The sequence below is a fragment of the Neisseria perflava genome, from assembly GCF_024170405.1.
Lineage (GTDB): Bacteria > Pseudomonadota > Gammaproteobacteria > Burkholderiales > Neisseriaceae > Neisseria > Neisseria perflava_B.
Map to the genome: position 1 here is coordinate 56377 of NZ_JALJYC010000011.1, position 18376 is coordinate 74752.

Below are 18376 nucleotides of genomic sequence, written 5' to 3' on the forward strand. Positions count from 1 at the left end.
GGTTTATAAGGTTTCCACCTGATAACGGATGACAGCGCTTCGGGTTTCGTCCTCCCGCAAACGGATTTCGCCGAATTGCGGATGGTGCAGGCTATCGGAAACGGTTTGCGCTTCGGTTGCCACGGCGCAGTAATAGCCCGCCTGATGTTGCGCCAAATCGGTTGGAGCGGCGGTAAACACCACCAAACCATTGCGGTTGCTGAAAATGTGGATGCGGTGTGCGCCGGTGTCCAACACAGCCACCGGCTTTTGTAAATCCGGGCGCACGCGGTAGATTTCGTCCAGCCCGTTTTTTAATCCGCTGCGGCGCAAATCGGCTACGGCCTGCGCCAAATCGCGGCTGTCTGAAAAATCAAACAGCGGATTGTTGTCAAATTCGCCGGTCGGCAGACTTTGACTGTCTAAAACCGCATGTTCAGCGTGCGGAATCTGTAACACGGCATGCTCCAGCCCGTCAGCCAGTTGCCAATACACATGCATGGTCGGATCAAACACGCTGCTTCCTCCTCGCGCTGTGCCGCGATATTCCAGCGTCAGGCTGTCGTCATCTTCCAAGCGGTAGCGGATAGACATCGCCAAATCATGTGGGAATCCGTCTTCCTCTACCTTAACCAAGCTATGCAACAGCAATTCCTGCTCACTAACCACGGTAACATCAAATACTCGTGTACCAAATCCCCGACTACCACCGTGCAAGCAGTAATCCTGCTCGTTAGCTTCAACTTCATATTGCTGCCCATCCAGCTCAAAGGCCGCACCGCGTATCCGCCCGGCTACGCGGCCGATTTGTTTGTTGAGCTGGAAGGTATTGCTTTCATACGCGGCAGCGTCGGGCAGGCTGACCACCAGATTCTGCGGCGTACCGTCTTTATCTTTAACCACAAAATCCTGCACAATACCGCCTAAATCCAATATGCCCACGCTCGTGCCGCGTGTATTTTGCAAATGGTATTTGGTAATATCCCGCCCGTAGGCCGTGCCGAAAGACTCGGTTTGCATATTATTTCCTTCTCTGCTTGATTTATGACGAAGGCCGTCTGAAAGATAAATATTCAGACGGCCTATTTTAGACTAGTATTTTATACCCGCTCAAAGCCGAACAATACTGCGCTTTGCGGATCGATACTCGGAATGCTCAAACCTGCTTTGGCCAGCCATTCGCCGCGCACAGTGTATTCTTTACCCTCCAGAATATCGGTAAACCATTGCGGATACGTTTTCATCAAATGTCCGCCACGGCCTTCGCGGATATACTCTTCCACCGCCAACACGCTGACTTTGTATTCAGCCTCCGGTTGCAAATTCGGAATGCGCATGCGTCCAAGATATTTGTAATCGGGTTGGTCGAGTTGGCTGATGAGGAACACCGCCTGCGATTTGTCTTTGGCCACCACGCCGTGAATCAGCGTATTGGAGTCAACTGTATCCAAACGAGTGACATCTCCGCTGTGCAGCAAGGGGCGCAGCGATTTGTGCAGCGCAATGTATTTGGCAAAACCGGCGCATTCTTCATCGCCCTCTTTCACCGGATCCAGCTCCACACCCATATGCCCGAAGAGCGCGGTCAGGCCTCGGAACAGGAAGGTAAAATTGCGGTGGGTCGTATGGCAGTGGCGGCCGCCGATGTGTGCCCCCATTACTTCCGGCGGGAAGAAATAGCTCATGCCGCGCTGGATTTTTTGGCGCATTAAGGCATCGTTGTTGTCGGATGCCCAAAAACGCTGGCAATGCTGCAAAATGCCGTAATCAATACGACCGCCGCCGGAAGCGCAGCTTTCGATTTCCACATTCGGATAACGCTCTTGCAAAATGGCAAACAGGCGGTAGGCCGCTTCCGTTTGCGCCACCACCGCAGCTTTACCCAAATGGCCGGGCTGCACCAAACGGCGGTTATGATCCCATTTCACATAGTCGATGTCGTGGTTGCCCAAAAGCCAATCCATGCGTTCGAGCAGATAATCAAAGGCTTCGGGATTGACCAAGTCCAACACAAACTGATGTCGCTCTTCCGGCTGGTCGTAGCCGTCCAAAGCCAGCAGCCAATCGGGATGGGCGCGGTAAAGATTGCTGTTTTTATTAATCATTTCCAGCTCAACCCAAATACCAAACTCCATACCCAAATCTTTCACGGCTTGAATCACCGGTGTCAGACCCTCGGGATATTTCTTCTCATCCAAATACCAGTCACCCAGGCCGCCCCAGTCGTCATTGCGCCCGATAAACCAGCCGTCGTCGATAATATAGCGTTCCACCCCCATCTGCGCGGCTTTTTCGGCCATGGCAATGATGTGCTCAGGTTTATGGTTGAAAGTGACGCCTTCCCAAATATTCAAGTGCACCGGGCGTTTGTCGCCAGCGAAACGCACGATATGGCTGCGCACATGGTCGTGCAGCTGGTTGGACATTTTGTTTAAGCCACTATCAGAATAACTGCCGTACACCCACGGCGTACTGTGGCTTTCACCTTGCGCCAACACCATCTCACCTGGCAGATACAGGTTTTCCAACTGCGCATGACGGCGGCCGTCAATCAAAACATCGGCACGGATACGGTGGTTGCCCGACCAAGCTAGATGCAGTCCCCATACCTCGCCGTTTTGCTGATTAAAACCTGCCGAACCGATGACCATACCCGGCCAATATTCGTGCGAGGTGCGGCCGTGGCGGTTTTCTTGGATAAAGGCACCGTGGCGCAATAAGGTTCGGTTTTCTTGAAACTCGCGACACCATCGGCCGTAGAAGCTCATCACTTCTTCGGCATACTCGGGCAGTGGCAGGGTCACGGCCAAGCGGTTGACGGTGTAATCGTCTTCACCCGTATTGCTTAAAGTATGGCGGAATTTGAACACGCCGTTTTCATCGCCTTCGATTTCAGTACGCAAACCCAAACTGGCGATTTGGTCGGCTTCGTCGATGACCAAACGATTGCCTTCCTGACTGATTTTAACGGTTTCAAATACCGGCGCCCAATCATAGCCGCTGCGGTGGCCTTCAATGCTGGGCGAACCAAAAAAGCCACGGCCGTTTTCCGCAGCCAACGTAATCGGTACATCAATATCCAGGCTACCGTTGGACACACCACGATCCAGCATAAAGACATCATTTTCATCAAAATGCGCCAAGTGTGCGCCCCAATACAGAATTTGGGCAGGCTCGGTGCGCACAATCAAATCGGTATTTTTGCTTTGCAGGCGAATAATTTTTGCAGTCATTTCAATATCCTTATTCATTTAATCCTGATGTTTTCAGACGGCCTTAGTGCTTATGACGAGGCCGTCTGAAATGATTTTTAGGCTTGTTTGTTTAACTGAACCAGCGCTTTTTCCGGAGGGGTCAACACAATGGCGGAAATCACAGTAAATACCGCCGCAATCGTACCCAACAGCAAATAGCTGCTATGGAAACCCATTTTGTCATACATTGTACCGACGTAAGTGGACATAAACATCATGGTTACCTGCTTGCCAAAGCCATAGGCCACCAGATAAATCGTAGCGGAATAATTTTCATCAAACACCGTAGTAATGTATTTGAAAATACCCACCAGCAAAAACGGTACTTCAAACATATGCAGCGTTTTCAACACCACCACCTGCCATGCTTCCTGTGCAAAAGCAGAACCCAAAATCCGCACCGACATAATCGTACCCGCAATCAGCAACGCTTTTTTCGCACCAATACGGTTAATAATGACGGGCGCCACAAACATAATGCAGGCATTAAGCAATTCACCCATGGTGGTCACATAACCGAATACTTCCGTACCCTTGGCTTTGGAGGAGAAGAAAGAAGTAAAGAAGTTGGCAAACTGTTGGTCAAAAATATCATAGGTGCAAGATACGCCGATTACATAAGCCAGCAGCGCCCAAAAGCGCGGCAGCTTTAACAAAGCAATTGCTTGCGCCAGCGACACTTTGCTTTTGCGTTCTTCTTTTGCTTCTTTCTCTTCCAAACCATCGGTTTTGGCAAAAAACAGCAAAATAAACAAAATCACTGCTGCGCCCGAACCCATCCAGAACACCAAATTCGGGTCGATACCAAACAAAATGCCCACGATGGAAGCGCAAATACCCCAGCCTATCATCCCGAACATGCGCGCACGGCCGAATTCGAATTGGCTGTGGCGGCTGACTTTTTCAACAAAAGCCTCCGAAGCGGGCGCACCACCGGAAAAAACAAAACCCATGTACAAGCCGCCGGCAATCGCACCGGCCACCACATTGGTTTGCAATAAAGGGCCAAATACGTAAATAAAGAATGGCGCAAACAGCACCAAGCCGACCGCTAAAATCCACAATAAATGCTTTTTCAAGCCCAGCTTGTCGGTGATGTAACCAAAAATCGGCTGCGCACACAGCGCAAAAAATGACATAAAAGAAAAGACGATACCGGTATCGGTTTTACTCAATCCGTTGACATCACTCAACCAAATCGGCAAAAACGGATAACACGTCGCCATGATAAAGAAATAAAGGAAGAAATACGCACCGAAAATCCAGAAATTCCAGTTTTTCAGGTAATAGCATGAATTTTTGGCATTCTCTTGCGCTTCTTGAATCGCAGCCATATTGCACCTCGGTCAGATTGTCAGAAGGAGTAGTTAAATTAGAACGCGCATACTTTAAAGGAAAAAATATTACAATTCCCGTTAAATTACATTAAATATGATTTTTATCAAGTAAGCTGTTTATTCCTGATTTCCTGTATTTCAAGCGTCTTTTATTTCGATTATATTAGTCCCTTTTTCGCTTATTCAGCCTCCATTTCATTCAACATAAAACAATGCCGTCTGAAAAGCAGGCAAGGTATTTCCATTGCCTTATCATAAGCTTTTCAGACGGCATTACGCTGTATTTATTCACACGCTATTAGTCGTATTTCACCGAATCATCCCCGCTGCCCTTTTGGATAAATTCAATCTTATATCCGTCGGGGTCTTCGACAAAAGCGATTACGGTCGTACCGTGCATCATCGAGCCGGCTTCGCGGGTCACTTTGCCGCCTTTTTGCCGCACCAAATCGCAGGCTTGGTAGGCGTCGTCCACTTCGATGGCGATGTGGCCGTAGCCGTTACCCAAATCATAGCTTTTGGTATCCCAATTATAGGTCAGCTCGATAACGGTATGGTCGGTTTCTGCACCGTAGCCGACAAAAGCCAGCGTAAATCGGCCTTCGGGGTAATCATGGCAGCGCAAAAGTTGCATGCCAAGCACGTTTTGGTAAAAGTCTAAGGATTTTTCCAGGTCGCCGACGCGCAGCATGGTATGAAGCATTCTCATGGCTGATTCCTTAATAAGGGTAAAGGTTTATTCTAACATGAATGCTTTTATATATTCCGATTAAATTTTTATTTCCACGATACAATTTGCAAAGTTTGATATAGCTGAAATTAATATGTTAAGAACGAATCCCAGCTTGAAATTGTCAGCAAAATTCGCTATAAAGTGAGTGTTAAGATTCGTTACTCTTTACGTGAAAGGATTTTAGAGATGAGAATTGGCATACCAAAAGAGTCTCTGGCCAGTGAAACCCGCGTTGCCGCAACGCCGACAACCGTGACCCAGCTGCAAAAGCTGGGTTTTGAGGTTGTGGTGGAAAGCGGTGCGGGCTTGGCGGCCAGCTTGCCCGATTCGGCCTATGAAGCAGCAGGCGCATCTTTGGCGAATGCGGAAAATGTGTGGGCCAGCCCGCTGATTTACAAAGTGGATGCGCCTAATGAGTATGAAATCCAGCGTTTGCAGGCCGGTCAGACCTTGGTCAGCTTCCTGTGGCCGGCGCAGCATCCTGAATTGGTCCAACAGCTTGCCGAGAAAAAAGTCAACGTATTGGCGATGGACATGGTGCCGCGCATTTCACGTGCGCAGGCTTTGGATGCGCTCTCTTCAATGGCCAATATCAGCGGCTACCGCGCCGTGGTGGAAGCGGCTAATGCCTTCGGCCGTTTCTTTACCGGTCAGATTACTGCTGCGGGCAAAGTGCCGCCTGCGCAAGTCTTGGTCATTGGCGCAGGCGTGGCAGGTTTGGCCGCCATTGGTACGGCCAACTCTTTGGGCGCGGTGGTCAAGGCATTTGATACGCGCTTGGAAGTGGCCGAACAAATCGAATCGATGGGCGGTAAATTCCTGAAACTGGATTTCCCGCAGGAATCCGGCGGCAGCGGCGACGGCTATGCCAAAGTGATGAGCGACGAATTTATCGCTGCCGAAATGAAGCTGTTTGCCGAACAAGCCAAAGAAGTGGACATCATCATCACCACTGCCGCCATCCCGGGCAAACCGGCGCCGAAGCTGATTACCGCCGAAATGGTGCAGTCCATGAAATCCGGCTCGGTCATTGTCGATTTGGCGGCGGCCACCGGCGGTAACTGCGAATTGACCCGCCCGGGCGAATTGTTTGTGACCGACAACGGCGTGAAAATCATCGGTTACACCGATATGGCCAACCGCTTGGCTGGACAGTCTTCGCAACTTTACGCCACCAACTTGGTAAATCTGACCAAGTTGCTCAGTCCGAACAAAGACGGCGAAATCACGCTGAACTTTGACGACGTGGTTATCCGCAACATGACCGTTACCCGCAACGGCGAAATCACTTTCCCGCCACCGGCGATTCAGGTTTCCGCCGCACCGCAACAAACGCCGTCTGAAAAAGCCGCGCCGCTTGCCAAGCCCGAGCCCGAGCCGACTCCGCTGTGGAAAAAACTCGCTCCGGCGGTGATTGGCGCGATTCTGATTCTATGGATTGGCGCGGTGGCACCGGCTGCTTTCTTGAACCACTTTATCGTGTTCGTGTTGGCCTGCGTGATTGGTTATTACGTGGTGTGGAACGTCTCCCATTCGCTGCATACGCCGCTGATGTCGGTGACCAACGCCATCTCCGGTATTATCGTGGTCGGCGCGCTGCTGCAAATCGGCCAAGGGCACGGCTTCGTGTCGCTGTTGGCGTTTATCGCGATTTTGATTGCCAGCGTCAATATTTTCGGCGGCTTCTATGTAACCCGCCGCATGTTGAATATGTTTAGAAAGGGATAATGTCATGTCATTAGGATTGGTAACAGCGGCATACATTGTCGCCGCAATTTTGTTTATTTTCGCGCTGGCGGGCTTGTCTAAGCAGGAAACCGCCAAACAAGGCTGCTATGCGGGCGTGGCGGGTATGACCATCGCGCTTTTGGCCACAATTTTCAGCCACAACACCCACGGCATCGTGTGGATTATCATCGCAATGGCCGTCGGCGGCTGTATCGGCGTGTATAAAGCGAAAAAAGTGGAAATGACCGAAATGCCCGAGCTGATTGCGCTGCTGCACAGCTTTGTCGGTTTGGCGGCGGTTTTGGTCGGTTTCAACAGCTACATTTTCCCGGGCGAAGTCGCTCCCGAAATGCACACCATCCACTTGGTCGAAGTGTTCTTGGGCGTGTTTATCGGTGCGGTCACTTTTACCGGCTCGATTGTGGCCTTCGGCAAACTCAACGGCAAATTAAGCAGCAGCCCGCTGCAACTGCCTGCCAAGCATAAATTAAACTTGGCGGCGCTGGTGGTGTCCTTCCTGTTGCTGTTGTGGTTTGTCGCTGTGGACGGCAGCACCTTCGCCCTCTTGCTGATGACCGTGATTGCGCTGGCTTTCGGTTGGCACTTGGTGGCCTCCATCGGTGGCGCGGATATGCCGGTGGTGGTGTCCATGCTCAACTCCTATTCCGGTTGGGCGGCGGCAGCGGCGGGCTTTATGCTGTCTAACGACTTGCTGATTGTTACCGGCGCATTGGTCGGCTCCAGCGGTGCGATTTTGTCGTATATCATGTGTCAGGCGATGAACCGCTCGTTTATCTCCGTGATTGCAGGCGGTTTCGGCAGCGACGGCGGCGCAGCGGCTTCATCCGGCAGTGAAGAGCTGGGCGAATACCGCGAAGTGTCCGCCGAGGGCGTGGCCGAAATGTTGAAAAATGCCGGATCTGTCATCATTACGCCGGGTTACGGCATGGCGGTGGCGCAGGCGCAATATCCGGTGGCGGAAATTACCGAACTGCTGCGTCAAAACGGTACTGAAGTGCGTTTCGGCATCCACCCCGTTGCCGGTCGCCTGCCGGGTCATATGAACGTATTGCTGGCAGAAGCGAAAGTGCCTTACGACATCGTATTGGAAATGGACGAAATCAACGATGATTTCGCCGGTACCGATGTAGTATTGGTCATCGGCGCCAACGACACCGTCAACCCGGCTGCGCAAACAGACCCGAATTCGCCGATTGCCGGTATGCCGGTATTGGAAGTGTGGAAAGCCAAAGAAGTCGTTGTGTTCAAACGCTCGATGAACACCGGCTACGCGGGCGTGCAAAATCCGCTGTTTTTCAACGACAATACCGTGATGTGCTTCGGCGATGCAAAAGCAAAAATCGATGAGATTTTGGCGGCGTTGAAAAAATAAGGCCCTATCCCATCGGCCGACAATCTAAAGGCCGTCTGAATGTTTCAGACGGCCTTTAGGTTATGCCGGCTTAAATTGTAGCAATCCTACATTGAGCCATATCAACCGCGTTTTCCTCCAAACGCGATACAATCGGTTTTATTTTTCTGCGGAATGATGATAATGAGTGATTTATATCCACATGAGATTCTGAAAGCCACAGCGGACAAAGGCTTTGCCAAAGGCACCAGCGCTGCTTCGCAACTGGCGGTTTTGGGCTTTTTGGGCGGCGCGTTTATTTCTTTGGGCTACTTGGCCTATATCCGCGTGGTCGGCGGTATGCCCGAAGAATGGGGCAGCTTCGCTACCCTGCTGGGCGCGTCGGTATTCCCCATCGGCTTGGTTTGTATTCTGCTCGGTGGCGGCGAGCTGATTACCAGCAATATGATGGTGTTGCCGGTAGGCGTGATGATGAAACGGATTACCGCCGGACATTGGCTGCGCAACTGGGTTATCGTAACGGCCTGCAACGTGGTGGGCGCATTTTTTGTGGCTTGGTTTTTCGGCCATTATTTGGGTCTGACCGAGGGCAAATACCTGCATGAAACCGTTGTGGTCGCCCAAAGCAAAGTATCAGCCGATTTCATGCATGCACTGGTTTCCGGTATCGGCTGTAACTGGATGGTGGCGATGGGCGCATGGCTCTGCTACGGTGCGCACTCCTACTCAGGCAAGATTCTGGCGATTTGGTTTCCGGTGATGATTTTCGTCTTAATCGGTTTCCAGCACGTTGTTGCCAATATGTTTATCATTCCCGCCGCTATCTGGGCGGGTGCGGATATTTCATGGGGCCAATTCATGCAAAACATGGTATCGGTCTATTTGGGCAACGTCATCGGTGGTGCCGGTCTGGTCGGTATTATGTACACCTTGGCCTACCGCAAACAGGCTGAAAACATTAAAGACAGCCATTAAGTCTTTAAAATATCAAGAAAAATGCCGTCTGAAACGTGATTACGTTTCAGACGGCATTTTTATCCAAAGAGGAAAACCGGCAGCCATTGGCCATTTTCGGCTTATAAGCAAGTCGGAGAAAGTAAGTTTTGGCACAAGGCGGCGAGCCGCAAACAGTAAAGTAGTACGGGTCGGCGAACTTGCTGCTTTAGCAGCTTAGTCAAGCCCCCTCTTTGAGCAAGGCGAGCCAACGCTATCACAGAACTTAATTTCTCCGACTATAAGATGAAAAGAACAACATCGCCTGTATTATTTTTATATATTTTGCATTTTTACCACAATTATTATATACCATCGTAATATTAAATATATAAATAATCAGTGATATAGCTTTAAACCTTAATAAACTGATACCAAAGTAATCAGAATCCGCTATAATAAGCCTGTCTGAATCGGATTTGCCTTATCCGGCAGCCGTTCAGATATTCTTCCCCGTAATGTGTTTGGCCATCTATACTTTCCCCTTAGTATAGATGGTTTTTTTTGCTATTTTGGCGTTTTATTCCGTTTGCCCCTCGTCAACAGCGGCCAGATATAATGAAAACCAAACTGCGTAGGTTGGGATGGAATCCCAACGGAAATTTAGGTAAATGTTGGGTTTACAACCCAACCTACATCGTATCGATGGTTTGGTTTTTAAATAATTGCACTATATAAAATACACCAAAAGGCAGTACCGAATCTCTTCACTTACCGATTGATTCAAATTCAGCCATAAAAAATGCCGTCTGAAAATTTCAGACGGCATTTTGCCAAGCAGATGTTTATTTTTTTACATCGCCTTTAACGGTTTCTTTTTCATACGCCGCATTTTTTGCTACCATTTCGCGATACCAGCGTGGGTGGTGTTTTTTCGCCCAAGCCTGAGAGACCACGCCTTCGACCATAGCGCGAATCGTGCCTTTTACCCAAATCGCAGCGTAAACGTGGACGATAATGCCCGCAATCAGAATCAAAGCTGCCCATGCGTGGAACAGCAAGGCCAAACGGCGCAACGGGATGGAGAACCAAGGCGCGAAATACGGCTGCCAAGCGATAAAGCCGGTCATCACCAACACCAGCATACAGCCGGTCATCAGCCAAAACATGCCTTTCTGACCACCGTTGTATTTGCCGACATCACCGACACCGTGGCCTTTCAAAATCTTCACAGGAGAAGACATCCACTCAATATCCGCTTTATCCAAGAAATTGTATTTCCAATAACGGAAAAACTGGATAAAAAAGCCGACAAACATCACCACCCCGATAAACGGGTGCAAAATCCGCGCCAGCTGCGGCGTACCGAATACGCCGGTCAGCCAGAAAAAGGCCGGATAGAAAAATGCCAAGCCGGAAATCGCCAGCAAGCCGAAGCAGAGGGCGACCACCCAGTGGTTAATCCGCTCGCTGCGCTTGTACCGCTGAATGACTTTTTCTTTTTCGTGGCTCATTATGCGTCCTCCTCGCTCTTAATGGTTTTGCCGTCTTTACCGATAACTTCCGGCGATTCTTCCGCACGGCTCGGGCCGACGGTGATGTAGTGCAGCCAGCCGGTCACGGCGGCGGCGGCGATACCGACGGTGGCCAACGGTTTCAGGAAGCCTTTCCACAGTTTGACGGTGGTGCTGATGCTCGGGTTTTCCGGCAGGCCGTGATACAGATTCGGCTTATCGGCATGGTGCAATACATACATCACATGCGTGCCGCCCACGCCTTGCGGGTTATACAGACCGGCGTTTTTGTAACCACGGTTGTTCAGGTCTTTCACGCGGTCGGCGGCCACGGCTTTCATGTCTTCCTTGCTGCCGAACTGAATCGCGCCGGTCGGACAGGTTTTCACGCAGGCAGGCTCTTGGCCGACAGCCACGCGGTCGGAACACAGCGTACATTTATAGGCACGGTTGTCTTCTTTATTCAAACGCGGGATATTAAACGGGCAGCCGGTAATGCAGTAGCCGCAGCCGATACAGTTTTCCTGATGGAAATCCACGATACCGTTGTGATACTGGATAATTGCGCCGGGCGACGGGCATGCTTTCAGGCAGCCCGGATCGGCGCAGTGCATACAGCCGTCTTTGCGAATCAGCCACTCGAGCTTGCCGTTTTCTTCGGTTTCCGCAAAGCGCATCACTGTCCAGCTTTTTGCGCTCAAATCCATCGGGTTATCGTACACGCCTTGGTTCGTGCCGATTTCATCGCGGATGTCGTTCCACTCCGAACACGCCACCTGACAGGCTTTGCAGCCGATACAGGTCGATACGTCAATCAGCTTCGCCATTTCAATCGGTTTGCGCACGCCCGGCGGCGGGGTAATGCCCGAAGTGGCGGAGCGGCGTTGGATATCTAATGATTGTAATGCCATTGTTCCGCTCCTTATGCTTTTTCAATGTTGACGAGGAAAGTTTTGTATTCGGGGGTCTGCGTGTTGCAATCGCCGACAAACGGGGTCAGCGTGTTCACAATAAACTGTTTTCGTCCCGATACGTTTTCCCAACCGCCGTGCAGCGGAATGCCGATTTGGTGTACGATTTTGCCGTTGATTTGCAACGGGGTCACACGCTTGGTCACCACCGCTTTAGCTTTGATAAAGCCGCGCTTGTTAAACACTTTGACCCAATCGCCTTTCTCAATGCCCTTCTCTTTCGCCAGCTCTTCGCTGATTTCGATAAACTGCTCCGGCTGGGCAATCATCAACAGGCGTACCGCTTTCGTCCAGAATTGGAAGTGTTCCGTCAGACGGTAGGTCGTACCGACATAAGGATATTCGTCATGCGTGTTGATGCGCTCTTTCACGCTGTCAAACAAGCGCATGGCTGGCGCGGATACCACTTTCGGGTGCAACGGGTTGGTACCGATGGGCGATTCCAGCGGCTCGTAGTGTTCGGGGAACGGCCCGTCCACCATCTTGCGTTGGCAGAACAGGCGGCCGACACCCTCTTCGTTCATGATAAACGGATTCATGCCGCTGTTCGGCGCTTCGGTGGCTTTAAAGTCGGCCACATCCGCACCCGTCCATTTCTGGCCGTCCCATTCGATTAACACGCGGTCTTTGTCCCACGGCGTACCGTCCGGCTTGCACGAAGCGCGGTTGTACAGAATACGGCGGTTGGCCGGCCAAGCCCACGCCCATTTCGGGGTATTGCCCAAACCGGAATCGGTATTGTCGCGGCGATCCATTTGGTTGCCCGCCTGCGTCCACGAACCGGAGAAAATCCAAGTGGCGCACTCGGTCGTGCCGTCATCGCGCAGTTGGGCAAAGCCGTCGAGCAGCTCGCCTTTTTTGCGGATGATGTGGCCGTCTGAATCTTTCAAATCGGCCAGCGCATAGCCGTTGGACTCTTTGGCCATTTCTTCCGGCGTCGGCGCATTCGGATTTTTGTAGTGCCACGCTAATTTGGTAATCGGCTCGGGCGCAGTACCGCCTTCTTTTTCGTACATTTCTTTCAACATCATGTGCAATTCGCCCAAGATGTCGAGGTCGGGCAGCGCTTCACCCGGCGGGTTTTGCCCTGGGTGGTGCCATTGCAACCAGCGCGAAGAGTTCACAATCGAACCGGCTTCTTCGGCAAAACACGGCGTCGGCAAGCGGAACACTTCAGTCTGGATTTTAGACGGATCAACATCGTGCGCTTCACCGTGGTTTTCCCAGAACGACGCGGTTTCGGTTTTCAGCGGATCCATCACCACCATAAATTTCAATTTGGAGAATGCTTCAGTCACGCGGCTGGCATCGGGGAACGAACCCTGCGCGTTAAAGCCCTGTACCAGCAGACCGTTGATTTTGCCCTGATACATCAGTTCGGTGGTCTGCAAAACATCGTACATTTTGTCCCACTTAGGCAGCCAGTCGTAACCCCAGTTGTTTTCTTTGGTGGCGTTTTCGCCGTACATCCATTTGAGGAAGCTGACGAAAAACGCAGGCGTATTGCCCCAATAGTTCAACTGGTTCGGTTGCAACGCTTTCGGTGTCTGCTTGGCGATGTAGTCTTGGAAGGTCGGATGGTTGAATTCGTTGGGCAGGCTCAGATAGCCCGGCAGCGAAGTCGAAAGCAGACCCAAGTCAGACAGACCTTGGATGTTGGAGTGGCCTCGCAGCGCGTTGACGCCGCCGCCGGACATGCCGATGTTGCCCAACAAGAGCTGAACCATCGCCATGGTGCGGATAATCTGGCTGCCGATGGTGTGTTGCGTCCAGCCCAGCGCATACAAAATCGTACCGGCTTTATCCGGCGCGGCCATTTCGCCCCACGCTTCAGCCACTTTCAGGAAGTCTTCTTTAGACGTACCGCAGGTGGTGGTCATCATGTCGAGGGTGTAGCGGCTGTAATGCTTTTTCAGCAACTGCCACACGCTGCGCGGGTGTTGCAGGGTCGGGTCGGTTTTGGCGTAGCCGCTGCCGTCCAGCTCGTAATACCAGGTTTCGCTGTCGTATTTTTTCTTGGTTTCGTCATAGCCGGAGAACATACCATCGTTAAAATCAAAACCTTCGGCCACGATAAAGCTGGCATTGGTGTAGTTTTTAACGTATTCCCATTGGATTTTATCGTTCGCAATCAGCCAGTTAATCAACGCACCCAAAAACACGATGTCGCTGCCCGAACGAATCGGCGCATAGAAATCGGCCACGGAAGCGGTACGGTTGAAACGCGGATCGACCACAAATAATTTGGTGCCTTTTTTCTTTTTCGCCTCAATCACCCACTTAAAGCCGACAGGGTGCGCTTCGGCGGCGTTACCGCCCATCACCATAATAAAATCGGCGTGTTGGATATCGACAAAGGTATTGGTCATCGCGCCACGGCCGAATGTCGAGGCCAACGCGGTCACCGTCGGGCCGTGGCACACGCGCGCCTGCGCGTCGGTGGCGACGATACCGAGCGAACGCATCCATTTTTGCGTGAGGATACCGGTTTCGTTGGAAGAAGCGGAAGCGGTCAGCATGCCCAAAGTCGGCAGGCGGTGTACCGGCACGCCGTTTTCGTTTTGCACAATCAGGTTAGCATCGCGGTCGGCCTTGATGTATTTGGCAATGCGGGTCAGCGCGTCATGCCAGGAAATGCGTTTCCACTCATTGGTAAACGGTTCGCGCACTTCGGGAAACAATACGCGGTTGGGGCTGTGCACAAAATCCAGCAGCGACGCACCTTTCGGACACAGCGAACCACGGCTGACCGGATGGTCAGGGTCGCCCTCAACGTGGAAAATGACTTTTTTCGCGTTTTTCGCGCCGTCGCCCATGCTGTACAGCAAAGTACCGCACCCTACCGAACAGTAGGTGCAGTTGTTGCGGGTTTCCGTGGCGCGGGAAAGTTTGTATTGGCGAACTTCGGCAAACGCATTGGTCGGCATCATGCCCATCACTGCCAAGCCGGATGCGCCTGCACCCGCGGCGGTTACTTTGAAAAACTGCCGTCTTGATACATTCATGATTGTGTTCCTGTGGAGATACGCGCCGTTTCAGACGGCCGCGCAGCTTATTCTTATCGGTTTAAATCTTAATAAATACTACTTTAGAACTACGCCATTATCGGGGTAGTCGGCTTGTAATGGATTGTAAGTCATTCCTGCTTCATAGTCTAATTTTATTTTATTTTGCCATATTAATTGATTTCTATTATTAATAACATAGTAACTTACTCGGAAATTATGAATCCTGCGTAAGCAAGAGGCCGTCTGAAAATCATGCTTTCAGACGGCCTTTCAACATTAAGCTGCGCTTAAAATTAATCCAATTTATTCAGCGCCAACCATTTTTCCAAATCTTCGGCGCTGAGTTTGCCGCCGTTGGCTTCAAAATCCAATTTGTTCAACTGGCGGCCTTTGCCGTATTTGGCCAAAACCGGCGTCCCGGCCAAGCCGTATTGCTGCTTGAAGGCCGTCCATGCCGCTTTGTCTTGGTGCAGGCGGTGGACGTTGACGAAATAGATTTTTTTGCCCAACTGATACTTGGAGATATAGCGCTTAAACATCGGCTCAAACGCATTGCAATCTCCGCAGCTCGGGCGGCCGATGTAGGCATAAAAAGTATCGCCCGCCGCGACTTTGGCTTTGAAATTATCAACGGTCAGGCTGTTCAGCTCAAAATACATGTCCGAATAAGTGTCTTCCAAACGCTTGGTGTTGGCGGCGGATAATTTCACCGCCGTTTGCGCTTCATCCAAACGGTTTTTCAGCGACTGCACTTCGCTTGTATGGCTGCACGCGCCCAGCAGCAGCGCGGCGGTAGCCAAAGCCCATATACGTTTCATTTTCTACTCCTCAAAGATTCGTCAGAATAAAACGAGTATAAGCCGAACCGCCGCCCGATAACAGCCAATCCGCCTGCTTCTTGATAAAACACAAATGCCGTCTGAAAATCGTTCAGACGGCATTTTGCTGTGTACATCAGCGGTTAGAGCCTTTGACCATATCCATCAAAAACAGGCGGCAGTCGAGATTGCCGTTGTAGAGCGGGATTTTGCGCTTGGGCGAGAGACGCATGAATTTGGGCATATCGCGGTCGCCGGTAAACATGCCGATAAGCCAACCGGTGTAATGCTGCTTCAACCAGCTGCCCAACTGCGGATACAGCGCCTGCAAAGCCTGCACTTCCGCCAAACGCACGCCGTAGGGCGGGTTGGAAATCATGATGCCGTGTTCGCCGTTTGGCCGCGCATCTTGTGCATCTTTCACTTCAAAACGGATAAATTCGCCCACTTCGGCGGCGGCGGCATTGGCTTGTGCTGCGCGTATCATGTAGCGGTCATTGTCGCTACCGGCAATGGCCGGCGCGGCGGCGCGGATTTGCACTTTGGCCTGCTGGCGGATTTTGACCCACTCGGCTTTGTCGAAATTTTGCAGTTTTTCAAACCCGAAACGGCGCATTAAACCGGGCGCACGGCCGATGGCAATCAGCGCGGCCTCAATCGCAATTGTGCCGCTGCCGCAAAACGGGTCTTGAAACGGCTGCGAGCCGTCGTAACCGGCCAAGAGCAGCAGCCCCGCCGCCAGATTTTCGCGCAAAGGCGCTTCGCCGGTATCTTGGCGGTAGCCACGTTTAAACAACGCTTCGCCGGAGGTGTCGATAAAAATCTGCACGTTGCGCTCGTCGATAAAGGCGTGCACGCGCACATCGGGGCGGAATTTTTCCACGCTCGGTCGCGCGTCGTAAATCTCGCGGAAGGAATCGCACAGCGCGTCTTTGATTTTCAGGCCGACAAAATCCAGACTTTTGACATTGGCGCGTTTGCCTTCGACTTTGACTTTGAAGGTTTGCTCGAGGGTAAACCAGTTGAACCAATTGATGTTTTTCGCCAATTTGTAAATATCGGCCTCGTTGCGGTAGCTGCCTTTAGTCAGGCGCAGCAGCACGCGGCTGGCAGTGCGCGAGTGCAGATTAATGCGGTACACCTGCGCCATGTCTCCTTTGCACGCCACGCCGCCGTCGGTGGCTTGGATGTCTTGGCAGTCGAGCGCGGCTAGTTCCTCGCTCAACGGCGCCTCTAAGCCGCGCGGACAGGTGATGAATAAGCTGTATGAGGTCATTTTGATACCTTTCAGGGTAGGGGCATTCAGGCCGTCTGAATGTAAAAAAATGGTAGGTTGGGTTTAAACCCAACGGAAATATTTATGATATGAACGATTTTTTTCAGACGGCCTATTCGGTGGTAAAGGCCGTCTGAAACACTTTCCCGCCGATATTAATGTCGGCCAGATAATCATTGCGCCGCTCGATACACAGCGGCAGGCGGATTTGCCGCGCCGCCCAATGGCCGTTAGCTTCGCGCTTGAGGGCGTAGCGGTTGAAACCCATGTCCATGTCTTTCATGCTAAAACTGACGGTTACGCTTTGCACCGTATCGGGAACGCTGTCCAACACAATATCAAACGGCGCATCGGCTGTAATCCGTTCGCTGAATTTGACCTGTATGCCGTCGGGCAATGCGCAACCCTGCCGCACGTTGCATTCGGCACTTTGCGCGGCGGGCTGTTGCTGCGCCCACCAGCCGAGCATGGCGATTTTGATGACTGCGAACACCAGCAGCAAAGCGCCGATGAGCAGTAATTTATGGTTTTTGCTCATTTTTCAGACGGCCTCGGTTTCATCATCAAGCAAGACGGCGTGCGCACCGGCAGCCAACCAAGCGTCGCGGCAGCGTGCCGCCCAATCCGGCGCGGCGGCCACCACCAGCGGCAGTGATACGCCTTGCACCAATACCGCCGCCACCTCCCGCGCCGCCTGCTCCGTCTGCACCTGCCACACCGCCACATCCGCATCTTGAATGCGCGGCCATTGCGCGGCTGTCTGAATCACCACCCACACGCTGTCGGCTTCGGGCATTTTTCCTATTTGCCGCAAACGCTGCTCGCTAATCAAAATATGGCGGTGCGGCGGTTCGGCTAAATCATAGGGCGCAACACGGTATTCGCCCATCGCGTTTTCGCCGTACAAGCCGGTTTTCAGACGGCCTTGCAACACTCGTGGCACGGATAAGGCCTTGAGCAGCGGCCCGTTAGCGGGCAACATCGGCGACACGGTAAAATCGCCCGCTTTCTGCCACGACCACGTCTGCCCTTCTTTGGCTTGCAATTCGCCCGACCAGTCGGCGGCGTTTACCCAAAAAAAGCGCAAATGCACATGCGCGTGTTCGTAAGAATGAACCTTAGTCAGCCACGGCGTGGCGCGGAGGATGGCAATGCCCAATTCTTCGGCAAATTCGCGCTGCAAAGCCTGCAACTCGCCCTCGCCAGCCTCGACTTTGCCGCCGGCAAATTCCCAATAGCCAGCATACGGCTTACCCTCGGGGCGGAAGCTGAGCAGATATTCGCCTTGATCGTTTAGCACAATACCGGCAACGACGCGAACTAAGGGGCGGGTGTCTTGGGTCATGGTTTTGAATCTAATGTAGCAACTGTGTTGCCAACCCGTCGGTCAGTAACATCAAACACGGTTAATTATGCACATTGCAGGCCGTCTGACTTCAGGTAATCCCTTACC

At 51.9% G+C, this 18376-nt stretch carries 14 protein-coding genes; 3 read left to right on the plus strand and 11 right to left on the minus strand.

Annotated elements, in window-relative coordinates; all coding sequences use genetic code 11:
* Positions 1–3: 3 nt before the first annotated feature.
* From J2T37_RS05585 to gloA, 4 genes are all read right to left on the minus strand, one after another.
* A complete protein-coding gene (locus tag J2T37_RS05585; RefSeq protein ID WP_253354404.1) occupies positions 4–999 on the minus strand; it encodes a galactose mutarotase in 996 nt (331 codons plus the stop codon).
* Between the two features lie 80 nt (positions 1000–1079).
* Entirely contained in the window at positions 1080–3212 is a 2133-nt protein-coding gene (locus J2T37_RS05590) for an alpha-galactosidase (RefSeq protein WP_253354406.1), read from the minus strand.
* Between the two features lie 77 nt (positions 3213–3289).
* Positions 3290–4567: an MFS transporter gene (locus tag J2T37_RS05595; protein ID WP_301286355.1), complete on the minus strand. Its 1278-nt coding sequence runs from the start codon at positions 4565–4567 to the stop codon at positions 3290–3292.
* 301 nt (positions 4568–4868) lie between these two features.
* Positions 4869–5279, minus strand: a complete 411-nt coding sequence (gene gloA / locus J2T37_RS05600) for a lactoylglutathione lyase (RefSeq protein WP_253354407.1) — start codon at positions 5277–5279, stop codon at positions 4869–4871.
* A gap of 210 nt (positions 5280–5489) precedes the next feature.
* Here gloA and J2T37_RS05605 point away from each other — a divergent pair, with 210 nt between their 5' ends.
* The 3 genes from J2T37_RS05605 to J2T37_RS05615 all read left to right on the plus strand — a co-directional run bounded on the left by J2T37_RS05605 (position 5490) and on the right by J2T37_RS05615 (position 9378).
* Positions 5490–7031, plus strand: coding sequence for a Re/Si-specific NAD(P)(+) transhydrogenase subunit alpha (locus J2T37_RS05605; RefSeq protein ID WP_253354409.1), 1542 nt, complete (start codon positions 5490–5492; stop codon positions 7029–7031).
* A 4-nt stretch (positions 7032–7035) separates the two neighbouring features.
* Entirely contained in the window at positions 7036–8424 is a 1389-nt protein-coding gene (gene pntB / locus J2T37_RS05610; RefSeq protein WP_253354411.1) for a Re/Si-specific NAD(P)(+) transhydrogenase subunit beta, read from the plus strand.
* A 156-nt stretch (positions 8425–8580) separates the two neighbouring features.
* The gene (locus J2T37_RS05615) at positions 8581–9378 is read left to right on the plus strand and encodes a formate/nitrite transporter family protein (RefSeq protein WP_437179456.1); all 798 of its coding nucleotides are present in this window, start codon (positions 8581–8583) and stop codon (positions 9376–9378) included.
* Between the two features lie 803 nt (positions 9379–10181).
* Here the strand turns inward: J2T37_RS05615 and J2T37_RS05620 are convergent.
* The 7 genes from J2T37_RS05620 to J2T37_RS05650 all read right to left on the minus strand — a co-directional run bounded on the left by J2T37_RS05620 (position 10182) and on the right by J2T37_RS05650 (position 18268).
* Positions 10182–10850: a formate dehydrogenase subunit gamma gene (locus tag J2T37_RS05620; RefSeq protein ID WP_253354415.1), complete on the minus strand. Its 669-nt coding sequence runs from the start codon at positions 10848–10850 to the stop codon at positions 10182–10184.
* Positions 10850–11761 (minus strand): formate dehydrogenase subunit beta, encoded by a 912-nt coding sequence (fdxH, locus tag J2T37_RS05625; RefSeq protein ID WP_253354417.1) that lies wholly within the window; start codon positions 11759–11761, stop codon positions 10850–10852. Before fdxH ends, J2T37_RS05620 begins: the two co-directional genes overlap by 1 nt.
* Positions 11762–11772: 11 nt before the next feature.
* Entirely contained in the window at positions 11773–14826 is a 3054-nt protein-coding gene (fdnG, locus tag J2T37_RS05630; protein ID WP_253354418.1) for a formate dehydrogenase-N subunit alpha, read from the minus strand.
* 296 nt (positions 14827–15122) lie between these two features.
* Positions 15123–15647: a thioredoxin family protein gene (locus tag J2T37_RS05635; protein WP_253354419.1), complete on the minus strand. Its 525-nt coding sequence runs from the start codon at positions 15645–15647 to the stop codon at positions 15123–15125.
* Between the two features lie 136 nt (positions 15648–15783).
* Complete coding sequence (locus J2T37_RS05640; RefSeq protein WP_253354420.1) at positions 15784–16923, minus strand: THUMP domain-containing class I SAM-dependent RNA methyltransferase; 1140 nt, start codon at positions 16921–16923, stop codon at positions 15784–15786.
* A gap of 112 nt (positions 16924–17035) precedes the next feature.
* Positions 17036–17461 (minus strand): hypothetical protein, encoded by a 426-nt coding sequence (locus J2T37_RS05645; protein WP_253354421.1) that lies wholly within the window; start codon positions 17459–17461, stop codon positions 17036–17038.
* 3 nt (positions 17462–17464) lie between these two features.
* Positions 17465–18268, minus strand: coding sequence for an NUDIX domain-containing protein (locus tag J2T37_RS05650; protein ID WP_253354422.1), 804 nt, complete (start codon positions 18266–18268; stop codon positions 17465–17467).
* Between the last annotated feature and the right edge of the window lie 108 nt (positions 18269–18376).

Coding starts and splice junctions, on each gene's coding strand:
- J2T37_RS05640 (WP_253354420.1), bottom strand. CDS start 16,923: ATGACCTCATACAGCTTATTCATCACCTGTCCGCGCGGCTTAGAGGCG.
- J2T37_RS05605 (WP_253354409.1), top strand. CDS start 5,490: ATGAGAATTGGCATACCAAAAGAGTCTCTGGCCAGTGAAACCCGCGTT.
- J2T37_RS05585 (WP_253354404.1), bottom strand. CDS start 999: ATGCAAACCGAGTCTTTCGGCACGGCCTACGGGCGGGATATTACCAAA.
- J2T37_RS05635 (WP_253354419.1), bottom strand. CDS start 15,647: ATGAAACGTATATGGGCTTTGGCTACCGCCGCGCTGCTGCTGGGCGCG.
- pntB (WP_253354411.1), top strand. CDS start 7,036: ATGTCATTAGGATTGGTAACAGCGGCATACATTGTCGCCGCAATTTTG.
- fdnG (WP_253354418.1), bottom strand. CDS start 14,826: ATGAATGTATCAAGACGGCAGTTTTTCAAAGTAACCGCCGCGGGTGCA.
- J2T37_RS05590 (WP_253354406.1), bottom strand. CDS start 3,212: ATGACTGCAAAAATTATTCGCCTGCAAAGCAAAAATACCGATTTGATT.
- J2T37_RS05650 (WP_253354422.1), bottom strand. CDS start 18,268: ATGACCCAAGACACCCGCCCCTTAGTTCGCGTCGTTGCCGGTATTGTG.
- J2T37_RS05615 (WP_437179456.1), top strand. CDS start 8,581: ATGATAATGAGTGATTTATATCCACATGAGATTCTGAAAGCCACAGCG.
- J2T37_RS05645 (WP_253354421.1), bottom strand. CDS start 17,461: ATGAGCAAAAACCATAAATTACTGCTCATCGGCGCTTTGCTGCTGGTG.
- J2T37_RS05620 (WP_253354415.1), bottom strand. CDS start 10,850: ATGAGCCACGAAAAAGAAAAAGTCATTCAGCGGTACAAGCGCAGCGAG.
- gloA (WP_253354407.1), bottom strand. CDS start 5,279: ATGAGAATGCTTCATACCATGCTGCGCGTCGGCGACCTGGAAAAATCC.
- fdxH (WP_253354417.1), bottom strand. CDS start 11,761: ATGGCATTACAATCATTAGATATCCAACGCCGCTCCGCCACTTCGGGC.
- J2T37_RS05595 (WP_301286355.1), bottom strand. CDS start 4,567: ATGGCTGCGATTCAAGAAGCGCAAGAGAATGCCAAAAATTCATGCTAT.